This window comes from Methylophaga sp. UBA2513, assembly GCF_002341285.1.
GTDB classification, from domain to species: Bacteria; Pseudomonadota; Gammaproteobacteria; order Nitrosococcales; family Methylophagaceae; genus Methylophaga; species Methylophaga marina.
In genome coordinates this window covers 42,922-56,829 of record NZ_DDNT01000010.1, presented here as the reverse complement: position 1 = coordinate 56,829, position 13,908 = coordinate 42,922, and the positions used below count along the sequence as shown (strand labels likewise).

The 13,908-nt window shown below is 41.8% G+C and carries 14 protein-coding genes and 1 other RNA gene; 8 read left to right on the top strand and 7 right to left on the bottom strand.

From position 1 onward, the window contains the following. Positions 1 to 6: 6 nt before the first annotated feature. On the top strand, positions 7 to 639 hold the full coding sequence (locus B3V56_RS06115) for a bifunctional 4-hydroxy-2-oxoglutarate aldolase/2-dehydro-3-deoxy-phosphogluconate aldolase (protein WP_286304973.1): 633 nt from the start codon (positions 7 to 9) through the stop codon (positions 637 to 639). Positions 640 to 687: 48 nt separating this feature from the next. Here the strand turns inward: B3V56_RS06115 and B3V56_RS06110 are convergent, their stop codons facing one another. The 4 genes from B3V56_RS06110 to B3V56_RS06095 all read right to left on the bottom strand — a co-directional run bounded on the left by B3V56_RS06110 (position 688) and on the right by B3V56_RS06095 (position 3,453). Then, complete coding sequence (locus B3V56_RS06110; RefSeq protein ID WP_289281802.1) at positions 688 to 1,437, bottom strand: DNA-binding domain-containing protein; 750 nt, start codon at positions 1,435 to 1,437, stop codon at positions 688 to 690. Beyond that, positions 1,430 to 2,278 carry a DUF692 domain-containing protein gene (locus B3V56_RS06105; RefSeq protein WP_289281803.1) on the bottom strand — a complete coding sequence of 283 codons (849 nt, stop codon included), beginning with the start codon at positions 2,276 to 2,278 and terminating at the stop codon, positions 1,430 to 1,432. The genes B3V56_RS06110 and B3V56_RS06105 overlap by 8 nt, the downstream gene beginning before the upstream one ends. A 61-nt stretch (positions 2,279 to 2,339) precedes the next feature. Continuing rightward, positions 2,340 to 3,095, bottom strand: coding sequence for a hypothetical protein (locus B3V56_RS06100; protein WP_289281804.1), 756 nt, complete (start codon positions 3,093 to 3,095; stop codon positions 2,340 to 2,342). Positions 3,096 to 3,105: 10 nt separating this feature from the next. Continuing rightward, a complete protein-coding gene (locus B3V56_RS06095; protein WP_289281805.1) occupies positions 3,106 to 3,453 on the bottom strand; it encodes a rhodanese-like domain-containing protein in 348 nt (115 codons plus the stop codon). A 257-nt stretch (positions 3,454 to 3,710) separates the two neighbouring features. Here B3V56_RS06095 and B3V56_RS06090 point away from each other — a divergent pair, with 257 nt between their 5' ends. Beyond that, on the top strand, positions 3,711 to 4,691 hold the full coding sequence (locus B3V56_RS06090) for an ABC transporter permease (protein ID WP_289245051.1): 981 nt from the start codon (positions 3,711 to 3,713) through the stop codon (positions 4,689 to 4,691). Further along, complete coding sequence (locus B3V56_RS06085) at positions 4,684 to 5,505, top strand: ferritin-like domain-containing protein (RefSeq protein ID WP_289281806.1); 822 nt, start codon at positions 4,684 to 4,686, stop codon at positions 5,503 to 5,505. The genes B3V56_RS06090 and B3V56_RS06085 overlap by 8 nt, the downstream gene beginning before the upstream one ends. Here B3V56_RS06085 and B3V56_RS06080 read toward each other — a convergent pair whose 3' ends face one another. From B3V56_RS06080 to B3V56_RS06070, 3 genes are read right to left on the bottom strand one after another with little or no spacing between them, the layout of a single operon-like run. Continuing rightward, positions 5,506 to 5,817 (bottom strand): RnfH family protein, encoded by a 312-nt coding sequence (locus B3V56_RS06080; RefSeq protein ID WP_284722449.1) that lies wholly within the window; start codon positions 5,815 to 5,817, stop codon positions 5,506 to 5,508. Next, positions 5,804 to 6,244 carry a type II toxin-antitoxin system RatA family toxin gene (locus tag B3V56_RS06075; RefSeq protein WP_007145456.1) on the bottom strand — a complete coding sequence of 147 codons (441 nt, stop codon included), beginning with the start codon at positions 6,242 to 6,244 and terminating at the stop codon, positions 5,804 to 5,806. The genes B3V56_RS06080 and B3V56_RS06075 overlap by 14 nt, the downstream gene beginning before the upstream one ends. A gap of 22 nt (positions 6,245 to 6,266) precedes the next feature. After that, positions 6,267 to 7,634 (bottom strand): sodium-dependent transporter, encoded by a 1,368-nt coding sequence (locus B3V56_RS06070; RefSeq protein WP_289281807.1) that lies wholly within the window; start codon positions 7,632 to 7,634, stop codon positions 6,267 to 6,269. 129 nt (positions 7,635 to 7,763) lie between these two features. Here B3V56_RS06070 and smpB point away from each other — a divergent pair, with 129 nt between their 5' ends. The 5 genes from smpB (at position 7,764) to B3V56_RS06045 (ending at position 13,614) form a co-directional block, all read left to right on the top strand. Beyond that, complete coding sequence (smpB, locus tag B3V56_RS06065; protein WP_286304966.1) at positions 7,764 to 8,243, top strand: SsrA-binding protein SmpB; 480 nt, start codon at positions 7,764 to 7,766, stop codon at positions 8,241 to 8,243. A 63-nt stretch (positions 8,244 to 8,306) separates the two neighbouring features. Next, positions 8,307 to 8,644: a transfer-messenger RNA gene (gene ssrA, locus B3V56_RS06060) on the top strand. Between the two features lie 467 nt (positions 8,645 to 9,111). Then, positions 9,112 to 9,366 (top strand): LAGLIDADG family homing endonuclease, encoded by a 255-nt coding sequence (locus tag B3V56_RS06055; RefSeq protein ID WP_289281809.1) that lies wholly within the window; start codon positions 9,112 to 9,114, stop codon positions 9,364 to 9,366. Between the two features lie 424 nt (positions 9,367 to 9,790). Further along, positions 9,791 to 12,895, top strand: a complete 3,105-nt coding sequence (locus B3V56_RS06050; protein ID WP_289284063.1) for an SIR2 family protein — start codon at positions 9,791 to 9,793, stop codon at positions 12,893 to 12,895. A gap of 425 nt (positions 12,896 to 13,320) precedes the next feature. Beyond that, positions 13,321 to 13,614 (top strand): hypothetical protein, encoded by a 294-nt coding sequence (locus B3V56_RS06045; RefSeq protein ID WP_289281812.1) that lies wholly within the window; start codon positions 13,321 to 13,323, stop codon positions 13,612 to 13,614. Positions 13,615 to 13,908 lie beyond the last annotated feature (294 nt).

Here is a 13,908-nt window from a genome sequence, read left to right as displayed (position 1 = left end):
TAATCAATGTCTAAAACAATTCAAGAGATCATGAAAGTATCGCCGATTGTACCGGTGATGGTTATCAATAATGTTGAACATGCTGTGCCCTTAGCTAAAGCTTTGGTTAAAGGTGGTTTGAAGGTTCTGGAAATTACTTTAAGAACAGATGCAGCACTTGAATCTATCCGTCGCATCAAAGCTGAAGTGCCTGATGCTATCGTTGGTGCTGGTACTATCATCAACATCGAAACACTCAATGCAGCGATTGATGCAGGCGCTGAGTTTATCGTCAGCCCTGGTACCACAGAAAAATTGATTGATGCAGCATTAAAAACCGGCGTGCCTTTATTACCTGGTGTGGCCGATCCAAGCCAGGCAATGGCGCTGCTTGAAAAAGGCATCACAGCAATGAAATTCTTCCCTGCTGAAGCCGCGGGTGGTGTGCCAATGTTGAAATCAATCGGTGCGCCGATTCCACAAATCACCTTCTGCCCAACGGGTGGTGTCAACCAGAAAAATGTGAAGGACTATTACAGTCTTCCTAATGTAGGTTGTGTTGGTGGCTCATGGATGTGTGCTGCAAGCTTAGTTGATGCGGAAAACTGGGATGAAATTACCCGTCTTTCTGCTGAAGCGATTGAATTAGCGACTGCCTAAGCGCGAATCTAATAAGAATAAAAAAGGCTGGGATTATCCCGGCCTTTTTTATGCCTGTCTTACCAGTAAAATGCCTTTTGATAACCAGTCTGTTATTAACTCTTTGGCGCCATTTTTTATCAGCCGATAATCAAGTTGTGGCATGGCTTCGGCAATCGCATCAATAACCGACTCAACGTCTTCTCCCTGGCTGATTTGCTCGAAGAGATGTGCGCTTAAACCATTGAGTTCGATGAACTTTACGTCATCCGTTTTATTGCGATATACCAGCAGATAATGAGGCTGTTCAGATGGCGTGGTCGGCTGAAAATCATCACAAATCTGATGTACAGGAAATTGGAAACTTAATAGCCAGGCCAGGGGAGAGCCTTGATAAGACATGGCCAACATATTGGTTATTTTATCAATCTCACTACATTCCCATTCTTCCTCGGCAATACTTAATGCCAATTCAACCCACTCATAATGAGCCAGCTCCTGCAAAAAAGGCATGGTTTCATTTACGTCATGCTGTTGATTCAAATATTCAATAAACTCTTTTGAGACATCAACAAACCGAGGTGATTGGCAAAAATGATTTTTCATAAAGGATCTGACCAGTGCCAGCCAGTCATTTTCGTTCATCAGTTGCCGTATAACGGGAAAAGCACTGGATAAGGTGCTGTCAATATTATTAAAAAATAAATCGCGGTAAATCGCCATTCGACGGCTTTCCAGCTGGTCTGGAATAGGCTGATGTTCAGGATCTCGGATATAGGCGGCAAACTGATATTGTGTTTCTTGAAACTGATTAGCCATGTCGAGCCTGCATATCATATGGCTGTTGTTGATATTTTCTGATGATCGTCATCTCATCAAACAAATGTGACAGAGAAGGAATATTAAAGTCACGCTCGAGCAGGGTAGGGATAATGCCATGCCGGTCGTAAGTATGACTGAGGAGCTGCCAGACAGGGTCGACAATATCAGCACCATGAGTATCGACAATCAAATCCTCTGCTTCATTGTAATGTCCGGCAATATGGAGATACGCAATTCGATCCGTCGGCATCGCATCGATAAAGTGCTTGGCGTCATAACCATGATTGATACTGTTCACATAAACATTATTTACATCTAATAACAGACCACAATTTGCTTCTTCTAGTACCTCTCGTGTGAAATCAACTTCAGTCATTTCTTGGCCTGGGGCGGCGTAATACGACACATTTTCTATAATAAGTTGTCTTTCCAGAATATCCTGAACCTGCTTAATACGCTCTGACACATAACGAACAGACTCAGCAGTAAACGGAATTGGCATTAAGTCATAAAGGTGGCCATCATCACTGCAAAAGCTTAAATGCTCGCTATAACTAACGATTTGATGCTTGTCGAAAAAATGTTTCAACTGTTTGAGAAAAGCGACATCTAGTGGTGCTGGGCTACCTATAGACAGTGATAAACCGTGACACATCATCGAAAAGCGTTCACAAGCAGCCGTGAATTGCTTGGCATATTTGCCACCGAGTCCCATCCAGTTCTCTGGCGCGACTTCCATAAAGTCGATATCAGGATTGCCCAATTCTAAGAGTTCTTCAATAAATTGTCGGCGTAGTCCAAGGCCTGTTCCTGAGACCGGACATGATGGGTGCGCCATTTTCTTCTCCTGCAGAATGCTGTCTTGATAAGACGAATTCATGCTGCGATTGTTACAACTATCAGTCTAAATTAATTTCAAACATGGTCCGGTCAACACCGACATTGCCTGTTTTTGTGTCTACAACATAAAGAATAGCTTTGTAGTGACCATTCTTATTCAATTGGGTTTTTGCTGAGAAGATGCCGATGGGCCCTGTAAAGCTTAATGGAATTTCATCTATCTTTTTCTCATCCTGCATCACAATGGCTTTAGCTTCATAATCATCTGGATTCCACAGACCATTTTTCTTAATAGGACAGCCACACATTAATGAAGCATTCAGATAGAACTCAACAACACCGTCCTGTAAGACCTGTGTCCAGCCGTCAGCAATAAAGCCAGGCATTTTGATTGTGATGCCGTCACCTAATAAATCTTTGCCGGGGATCAACCAGGTAGTGACACTGGCCTCTTGTAGAGACTGGCGGTATGCATAGGGGCCGAACAAGGTAATTTTGACCAGACGTGGCGTATCGATATCTACCGTTGCCAGATAGCCAGCAGTATTATTATCTGCAAGCATATCGCCACGTTGAACTGGATTTTTGATTAAACGATCAGTATCACCGGTGCCACCATGAATCCAACCTTCGTCGAGTAATTCATCTGTCTCGGCATCTTTGATAGTTACCCGAACGCCGCCCACACTCGTGCCGATAAATTTAGCATCAACAGCCATTGCTCTAATCATTACTTGCGTGGATTCTGCCTGGGCAACCAGGGGTAAAAACGAGAGTGTCAGCAACAAAAATGAGATGTAAGAAAATCTACGCATGATATATTCCTCAGTTATTCGTCTGTAGCCAAGCATCAAATCCACCCGCGATAGAGTAAACATGTTGATAGCCCATCGTTTGTAACGTTTGGGCAGCCAATGCGGATCTTCCGCCTGATTTGCAGTAAACAATAATAGCTTGCTCAAGGTTAGTCAGTGATGGGTGAGAATTCAGTGAAAACTCCAGCATACCTCTGGGAATAGGCAGCGCATTGGCTATATGGCCTGCCTCATATTCTGTTGGTTCTCTGACATCAATGACCGTGGCACTATCCAACATGGATGTTGCTTCTTCACAGCTGATTTCATTAATTTCACTTTTGGCTCGCTTCACCAAATCCATTGCAGTTAGGTTCATAACAACCTCGTTATTGTTTACAGATGATGAAACACACGATAACAAATTCTGTGTATTAGTAAATGCTAATTTTCTAAATAATTGACATGCATTAAATCAGGGAAACTAAGGGCAGAATTAATAAAACGCATAACAGTGAGTCTGCAAATATGTAATAGTCCTTTCTCATTACGTTTCATAGCGTCATAATGTGAAACAGATACATATTGATGCTTAAGATGCATCAGTCAAAACTGATGAAATAACCTGGTTAATCTATGTTTGCTTATATTGTCCGAAGGATTCTCTATGCGTTTCCGATTTTAATCGGGGTCAATGCGCTCACCTTTGCTCTGTTTTTTATGGTTAATACGCCGGATGATATGGCGCGAATGCATCTGGGTGAAAAGCACGTCACTCAAGAAGCGGTAAATGTCTGGAAAGAAGAGAGGGGATATAACAAGGCGTTGCTCTGGAACCATGAGCAGCAGGGCATGGATAAACTCACCGATACGATATTCTTTGATAAATCGTTGAGTCTGTTCGCCTTTGAGTTTGGTCAGGCAGATGATGGCCGCGATATTGGCGAAGATATTCAAACACGTATGTGGCCCAGCCTGGCGATAGCGGTTCCCGTTTTCATTATTGGTATGCTGGCCAATATCACCTTTGCCATGCTGATGGTTTTTTTCAGAGCCAGTTATCTCGATCTGAGTGGGGTCATTCTCTGTGTTGTGCTGATGTCTATTTCTGGGCTGTTCTACATCATCGGTGGCCAGTTTTTGGTGGGAAAGATCATGCAGCTTGTTCCGTTATCAGGCTACGCACAAGGGTTAGATGCCTTTAAATTTGTTATTTTGCCTGTCTTTATTGGTATCGTTTCTGGTATTGGCTCAGGCTCACGCTGGTACCGCACTCTATTTCTGGAAGAAGTCTCAAAGGATTATGTTCGCACTGCCAGAGCGAAAGGCTTATCTGAAATCAGAGTGTTATTTGTACATGTTCTGAAAAATGCCATGATACCCATCTTAACTGGGGCGGTAGTGGTTTTACCTACCTTGTTTATGGGAAGTTTAATCCTTGAATCCTTCTTTGGTATTCCCGGCTTAGGCAGTTACACCATTGATGCTATTCAGGCCCAAGACTTTGCTATCGTGCGTTCAATGGTCTTTCTAGGATCGGTTTTGTACATTGTGGGGCTGGTACTGACAGATATTTCCTATACATTAGTTGACCCAAGAGTAAGATTAGATGGTTGATAATATTGATGTGCGTCAACAAGCCTTAAGGTGTTTGTTGATGAATGACCCATGGCAGAAAGCACAGCACACAAGAACGCTCTTCGAGCAAATAAATAAAGAAGGTTTTTATCTTAATCGACAATCACTTGATGTACCGACGATACCGGGCAGACCAGATAAACCAGACTTAGTCCCACCCAAAGCATTACCGCGTCGACGTAATAATCAACAAACAGGCCATGCCACACTGATTCACGCCATATGTCATATTGAGTTTAACGCGATTAATCTGGCACTGGACGCGACAGCCCGGTTTGCTGATATGCCCGAGGCTTTTTACCTGGACTGGATGCAAGTCGCCTATGAAGAAGCACATCATTTTTTATTATTAGATGAACATTTGCAAAGCATGGGATTTCATTATGGTGATTTTCCCGCCCATGACGGTATGTGGGAAATGGCTCAGAAGACACACCATGATCCACTGACAAGGATGGCATTAGTGCCTCGCGTGTTAGAGGCGAGGGGATTAGACGTCACACCTTCGATGATGAAGAAGTTAAAAAACTCAGGTGATCATAAAGCGTTTGATATTTTGACACTGATTTTGGAAGAAGAGATTGGTCATGTGACCATCGGTACTCGCTGGTTTAATTTTCTGTGCGAGCAACGGGGCGTGGACCCTTTCGAGACGTTTAAAACCTTACTTCATACCTACTTCAATGGTGAGATTCGTGGCCCGTTTCATACGGAGGCCAGATTAGATGCAGGATTTACACAGCAGGAAATGGATTTGCTCGAATCACAGGCCGTATACAAAAAGCAGGGCTGATTATTCAGCCGCTGCTTTTTTCTTTTTCTCCATTTCTGCTTTCTGGCGACGTGATTCTTTCGGATCAGCAATTAATGGACGATATATCTCGATACGGTCTTTATCATTCAACTCGGCATTCAGCTTACACATCTTGCCAAAAATACCGACTTTATCTGTTTTTAAATCGATTTGTGGGAAACGCTCTAAGATGCCAGAGCGTTTGATTGCTTCTTCTACGACGCAATCTTTAGGGACTTCGATAGGAATAATGACTTGTTCATTCGGTAGCGCGTAAGCTACCTCAATTAGCATTAAATCAGCGTTTTCCATAGATTTCCTGTGCACGTTTACAAAAAGCTTCTACCAATGAGCCTGAGATTTGAGTAAAAACAGGGCCTAATGCTAAGTCTAATAAGCGGGTAGAAAACTCGAAGTCCATATCAAGCTGGACACGACATCCCTGATTATCGCCAATAGGCTTAAATTGCCAATGGCCTTCTAAGTGACGAAAGGGGCCGTCAATTAACTCGATCCGAATGGCATTGCCATGATCGAGCACGTTCCTGGTGGAAAATTCATGATGAATGCCGCCTTTGGCTATATCCAGTGAGGCGCAAATAACATCTTCATTTTTACTGATAATTCTGCTGTCGCGACACCAAGGCAAAAACCGTGGATAGGCTTCAACATCATTAACCAAATCAAACATTTGATCAGGTGTGTACATGACCAGAGAGCTTCGTGTGATGGTAGTCATTGAAATCCGGTTACGTCATTAATTAATTCAGAAGACCGATAAGATTGGCAAAGACAATCATAATTGCAATCGGTGTAATAAAACGTACAAGTACTCGCCAAGTCGAATACAGCACTCCATTGCCCAATCCCAGCTCATCCATCGAGCTTTGTCGCTTCATTACCCAGCCTGCAAAGAAGGCTATCAGTAATCCGCCCAAAGGCAACATAATATTCGCTGTAAGGTAGTCAAGCAACTCAAACATCGTTAATCCGAATAATGTCCATTCCCGGCCGATGTTAAATGAGAAGATTGTCAGCAGACCTAATAACCAGATTATGGCACCTGAGTACACGCTGGCTCGGAGTCTTGTCATATTCTTATTTTCTACTAACCATACAACAATTGGCTCAACCAGTGAAATGCCAGAACTCCAGGCAGCAAATAATAATAAGACAAAAAAGATACCGCCAAAGAACTCACCGCCCGGCATATGACCAAAGGCAATTGGTAGCGTATCAAAAATTAAACTGGGTCCTTGTCCTGGTTCTAAACCATTGGCAAATACGAGAGGGAAGATCGCCAAGCCAGCAAGTAATGCCACGCCTGTATCCATCACAGAAATAGTCAGAGAGACTTTGAATATAGAGGCTTTTTGAGGCAGGTATGACCCATAAACCATTATGGCCCCCATCCCCAAGCTCAATGTAAAAAAGGCGTGCCCCATTGCGGTCAGCACGCCTGTATGTGTCAGCTTAGAAAAATCAGTCGCGAATAAAAAGTCCATACTTTGATGAAAGTATTCGCCAGTGTTATAGCCATATCCCACTAACATCAAAATGATAATAAATAGGGCGGGCATGATAATGCGAACAGACTTTTCTAAGCCATGCTGAACACCACGAATAACGATAGCTACCGTCATCAGCATAAAGATGGTGTGCCAGGCCAATAAGCGTTCTGGATCATTGACTAAGGCTTTATGGATACTAATGGCACCGTCAGCAGTGACCCCTTCAAACACCCCCGCAAATGCGCGGGGAATATAGGCCATCGCCTGTCCAGCAATCACACTGTAATACGAAAGAATAAAAAAGCCGGTTAATACCCCCATGCCACCAAGCCACTGCCAGTGTTTGCTCTTGCCTTCTTCTTCGGCAATGGATTTCAGGGTATTCATGGGGTTTTGTCGACCACGTCGACCAATCAGAATTTCAGCCATCATCAGTGGCACACCGATAATAGCAATACATAAGAGATAAACTAAAACAAAAGCACCGCCACCGTTTTCACCAGCGATGTAAGGAAATTTCCATATGTTTCCCAGGCCAACAGCCGATCCTGTTGCTGCAAGAATAAATGCCCAGCGAGATGTCCACTCGCCATGAATCGACTTGGTTGGTCTAGCCATTCGGTCGCCTCAAAATAGTAAATTCATTCGATTGTACCCAAAATATTTGGCTTTCAACAAACTGCACTCATTTTGTTGTTATGAATGATAAATAATGAAGCCGCCGTTTAAACACTCTATAATATCCACATGGCAGCGAAAAAGAATAAAAAGAAAGTAGGCGAAAATACCATCGCAGTGAACCGCAAGGCACGGCATGAATTTTTCATCGAAGATAGATTTGAAGCAGGACTCGTTCTCGAAGGATGGGAAGTGAAAAGCCTGCGTGATGGAAAAGCTCAGCTCAACGAGAGCTATGTGCACGTTCGCAATGGTGAAGCCTGGTTAGCTAACGCACTCATTACCGCGTTAAAAACAGCATCAACGCATATCAAACCAGAGCCGCAACGTGACCGTAAATTACTGCTGCATCGTGCTGAATTACACAAACTGATTGGTGCGGTAGAGCGCAAAGGTTACACACTTATTCCTTTGAATATGTACTGGAAAAAGGGCATGGCCAAGATTGAAATTGCGCTGGCTAAAGGTAAACAACTACACGATAAACGCGCAACCGAAAAAGATCGCGACTGGAATCGTGATAAAGCCAGAATTCTGAAAGCAAGATAAGTTTTCACTGGTTGAAAAACGTCACATCCGTTACAATATAAGAGTTCAACACTTTGGGGGCGACCTGGCTTCGACGGGGATTACAAAACCTAAGGTGCATGCCGAGTACTTCAGTTCTCTCGTAAAAAAGACTGGAATTAAATTAGTTGCTAACGATAACAACTACGCACTAGCTGCTTAATAACCAGTGAATGCCGTCCGACCAGATCCGTGCTTGTGCGTCTGGTATCGGGCGTCGACTCTCACAAGATCGTCTCAAGGTATGCTTGGTACTAAGAGATTAAAACTTTACAAGATCGCTACTTGTTTTCCCTGTTCATCGGGTAGCAGGTAGTTAAATTAATAGATGAAATAAGCATGTAGATCCGAAGGCGGAGGATCTGCGGACGCGGGTTCGATTAGTAAAATGGTCGCCATAGGGAGTGATCCCTATTGGAAAAAGAGAGCTCATACGGTGAACGCTACGGGACAAGGGTCCTATGCCAACGCCGTCCGGTGAATGGGAAACCAGTAAGCCGGCTAGAGACTCATAGGTTCCTAACGAGACTTGTCTTCATGGAATACTAGGGTGGGTTGATAGTAAAACAGATACTCACAAACGCTCTCCATCTGATTTATCAGATGAAGGAATAGTCCAGGCCTGAATGAAAATTCAGGAATCACTGTCCCGCCGCCTCCACCAAATACAAAACAACCACCTTCGGGTGGTTTTTTTGTGCCTGATGATCTGTGACGTAGGTTGGGTAGAGCCATAGCGAAACCCAACAGTTGAGACATTGTATAATTATGTTTTGTTAGGTTTTATGCTTAAACTCAACCTAAAATCTATTTATTAAATGTTAGTTAGCCCAAAAGACGAGGTAATGGAATGTCTCTCTACAAGGTTACAGCTGAACTCTCGGCTATTGATGCTGCATATATTGCAGGACTTATAGATGGTGAAGGCACAGTAACCCTTTGTCGAAAACATAAAAATGAAAATAGGCAATTGGCTGTAACAATCAGTAATACTGAACGAGAGCTATTGGATTATGTCCTTGCTAGAGTAGTGGCTGGGAAAATCACTAAAAAAGAAAACTGCCCAAAGCCACCATACACCAAGTCTTACGTATGCTATCTATAATCGTCAGGCACTGAGTTTATTAAAACAAATAACCCCATACCTTCAAACTTATAAGAGACATCGCGCACAGTATATTCTGCAACATTACCTAAATGTCACACCACGTAATGGCAAATACAGTAAAGAATTGCTAGATGCCCGTAAGCAATTTGAGGAAAATGTATTGAATATCCTTCCAGCTAAAAATCCAACTAAATAAATCATGTAAGCGATTCTTGGTTGGGCTGGGCCATGAAGTTAATATTCTTAGGACAATCTGTATTGACTACAGGCTGAACAAAAATCAAGTTTGCTGACCCCTTGATTTTTTTGTATTACCTCCTTAAATGGTGTCCGGGATCAGTGAACCACTACAATTTGACCTAACGAGCTTCGAGTGTAATCATTCAATTCCGATTTAGGATGCTCGAATAAGTGGTAAAGAATGACAGATTTAAATCTTTTAGTAGACAGGATTAGGGAGGGGAGAGTAGTACTTTTCCTTGGTTCGGGGGCATTGGTCGGAGCGACGTTACCTTCGAATCCAATACCTCTCGGCAATGATCTTCGAGATGTTCTTTGTTCTAAATTTTTAAACGAAAAATTCAGAGACTCGGACTTGGCACATGTGTCTGCGATGGCAATTTCTCATGCGTCATTAATTGATGTTCAAGATTTTATCAAGGATTATCTTAGTGGAATCCAACAAGCAGAATTCCATAACTTGTTGCCATCCTTGAGGTGGAGAGCAATCTTCACGACTAATTATGATCTATTAATCGAGAAGTGTTACGAAGATCACCAAAGCCCGGTACAAAAGCTGAATGTGATAATGAGTAATGAGGATAATTTTGATGATACTCGGACATCCAATGAAAAGTTACCTTATCTGAAGCTTCATGGCTGTGTAACACGAACACATGACCAGAAGCTGCCTTTGATATTAACTACAGATCAGTACAACGACTCATTTGCATCTAGAAAAAGACTTTTTACCCATCTTTATGAGTTAGCGTATGAAAACACCATTGTATTTGTAGGTCACAGCCTGCAAGACCATAACATCAGATTCGTAATGCATATGTTGGAAAAAGAATCTCCTCATGGTCAAAGACATTACCTCCTGAAACCGGGGGTTGAGCAAATAGAACGAGAATTTTGGGCAGAGAAAAAAATTACCGCTTTGGATCTTGGATTCGAGGATTTTTTGAATCAAATAGAAAGTTCTATTCCAGACAATGAGCGAGCTTTATCATTAATTCGTCCTGCCAAAACACACCCTATTCAAAGCGTTTTTAATTCTCATGTGCAGCCTTCTGAAGAGTTGATTGATTTTCTTGAAGTTCAAGTACAGTGGATCACACCGCAGCTTTCTGCAGCAAAAGCTAACCCAAAAGATTTTTTTAAAGGCATTAACCAAGGGTGGTCCCCTATACTTGATGACTTGGCAATCAGCAGGAAGCTGGAAGATGCTATCTTTGAATATGCTTTATCTCTCCCTGAGATAGGAAGGCAAGGTGCTGTAGATTTTTTTCTGGTTAAAGGTGAGGCAGGAGCCGGAAAGAGCGTGCTTCTAAGAAAGCTCGCCACGAAAGCAGCTGATTCATCTTTGGGGATAATTTTCTGGGTAAACGATAATGCGAGTCCTGATCCCTACCTTATTGAGGAGCTTATTTCAAAGTCTGCAGAGCGTGTTTTTCTGTTTTGGGATGATGCTGCGATAAATGCTCAGGCAATAAATCGCTTTATTACAAAAGCCGATGAAAAAAACTTGAATGTTACTTTGGTCAGTAGTGAAAGATACAACGAATGGAATACTCGTTGTGAAGAACTGGATGAATTAGTAACTGATAAGTTTGAGCTGAAATATCTTTCTGAAGAAGAAATTGATTCATTAGTTAGAAAACTTGAAGAACATGACTCGCTAGGACCTAATCTCAGAGATAAGAATCATCAGCAGCGGTGTTTAGAATTTAAAGAAATTCACGGAAGACAACTCCTAGTAGCCCTTCATGAGGCAACAATGGGGGAACCCTTTGAAGATATAATATTCAATGAATACAACAATATATATCCAGAGAGTGCTAAAAGAATTTATCTGACCGTTTGCACACTCAACAGGCTCAAAGTTCCTGTTAGGGCTGGTCTGATGTCAAGGATTCACGAAATTTCTTTTGAGGACTTTAATAGAAGGTTTTATAAGCCTCTAGAAAAAGTAGTCATAGCCAAAGGAGGTAACGTTGACGACATCCATTACTATGCACGCCACTCAGAAATTGCCGAGATTGTTTTTCGAAGAGCTCTTTCAAATAACGACGACCGATATCAAGAATACATCAGAATAGTCAATAAACTTAATATATCTTTTAGCTCAGATAAGTCATCATTCAGATCTCTGATCCGTGCTAAATCATTGATTGAATTATTTCCTGATCATGAAGATGTGGTTTCAATATATTCACAGGCACGGGCATCTATTGGTGATGAGCCATACTTACTCCAGCAAATAGCAAATTATGAACGGTTGAGACCAAACGGTAGCCTAGACAGAGCTAAAGATTTGCTAATTGAGGCCAGTGAACAGGCCCCTTACGATCAAAGTATTCTTCATAGTTTAAGTGTTGTATGGAGAGACAAAAGCTATTTAACTGATGACCTAGAGCTAAAAAAGAAATTTAGGCTTGAGTCACGATCATACCTTGAAACAATTGCAAAAAAATGGGGAAGTACAAGCTATATTTCAAGTAGTTATGTCGAGCTATCAATTTCCCAGCTTGAAGACATCATCAATGAAGAATCATCCACCTCCTATACTATCAGGGAAGCTATAAGAAGAGTTCAGCATGAGATTACAGAAAATAAAAGACAATATCCCTCCGACAGTCACCTTCTGGAACTTGAAGAAAGATTTGCGAATTTAGTCAATGATAATGAGGCAGCCTTTAAGGCTCTCAAAAAAGCATTTGAAGAAAGTGATAGAGAACCATATATAGCAATCAGGCTATCTGACAGTTATGTTGAAAGGAAACAACCGGAGGGAGCAAAAGAAGTCTTGCAATCAGCATTGGAACGTAAACGCTCTGATCATCGCCTTAATTATCATTATGCTGAACTACTCAGAAACCATTTCCCTGAGGATATTGACTCGTTGCTTTACCACTATAGAAGGGGATTCACCCCAGGCGATAGTAATTTCCAAGCTCAATTCTGGTATGCCAGATATGCCTTTTTTTCACACGATGAGAACAAGCATAAAGAGGCGCTTGAAATCTTTGAAAACCTCAGAAAAGCGCGGTTACCGCACAATAGTAAAATCGATATTCGTGCCTACGATACGAGAGGGGGTGAAAAAGTTCAGCATTCAGGAGTAGTCAGAGTAAAGAGGAGTGGCTTTGGCTTTTTAATAATTGATGGAACTGGTTACGATATATTTTTTCCCGCAGAAAATGTTCAAGATGATATGTGGGATGCGATCAGAGAAGGAGACCGGGTAAGGTTTGCGATTGGGTATGCTTTCAAAGGACCTCAAGCATGTAATATCCATGTCTGAACGACGTCATTGAGTATCAATGCTAAAGGCTAACTGCAACCATGTAGGTGAGAAATTGAACAATCCAATGAACTCATTGATATCAAAATAATATGGGCCATCGTAAAACAACTAGCTTGAGCTTGCTGCTGCAAAGAGAAACATAAGAAGATTAATGTGGGGTATCTTATGGGGTATTTCTAATTACACTTTTCAACTAAACCCAGTTAAATCATATATATGCTTACTATTTGATTGACGCAGCCCCACCATTACATTGTCTAACGACATCTATTATGTACACAAATGCCTGCATTTATGCGGGCTTTATTATTTTCGGTATTGTCTCATAATTGAAAAGAACAAGTTCCATCCAACTTTCTCCAAGATATTCCCTCCAAGCGTTTATAGTTTGTTTATCTCCATACCTGTCTGAGGTGATCCCCATGAAAAAAATCACGCTAGTTTGCTTTATGTTATTTAGCATGATGGTTGATGCTGATAGTGTCAGTAAGGAAGAAACTTGTGATGGGTGGGTAAATAAGGCCAAGCAGTTTATGAAGGTTCGGCAGAACAACACGCCTATTCATGAAGCGATGAAGATGACGGTGGGCAACTTTTCTCGTGGCTTGATGTTGCGAGCCTATAACGAAGCCGTGGCAGAAGAGGGTGAAAAGCAGAGGGTTATCGAGCATTTTGCCGAGATGATTGAAAATGAGTGTATAAACGAGCCTGAATAATCACTATCGGTCTGCCTTTACTGCGCATCTGATTGTTTTTCTTGACGGACTTCGGATTGATTTGCGCCGATGCATGTCGGTTTTTTCACTGGATTGTATTTGATAGCATGGGATGTCGCTTATTCATGCAAGCGATTGTTATATAGGTAATTACTTTTTTATTTTCATTGACTTATAAGTGGTGTTTACTATAGAAAACATATTATTTGTAAGTGTAAATACTTGCACAAAAGATATGGTCTTTGTTCTTTGGTATTTTATCTAGATTTCAATCACAGTTATGAATAAGCAAAA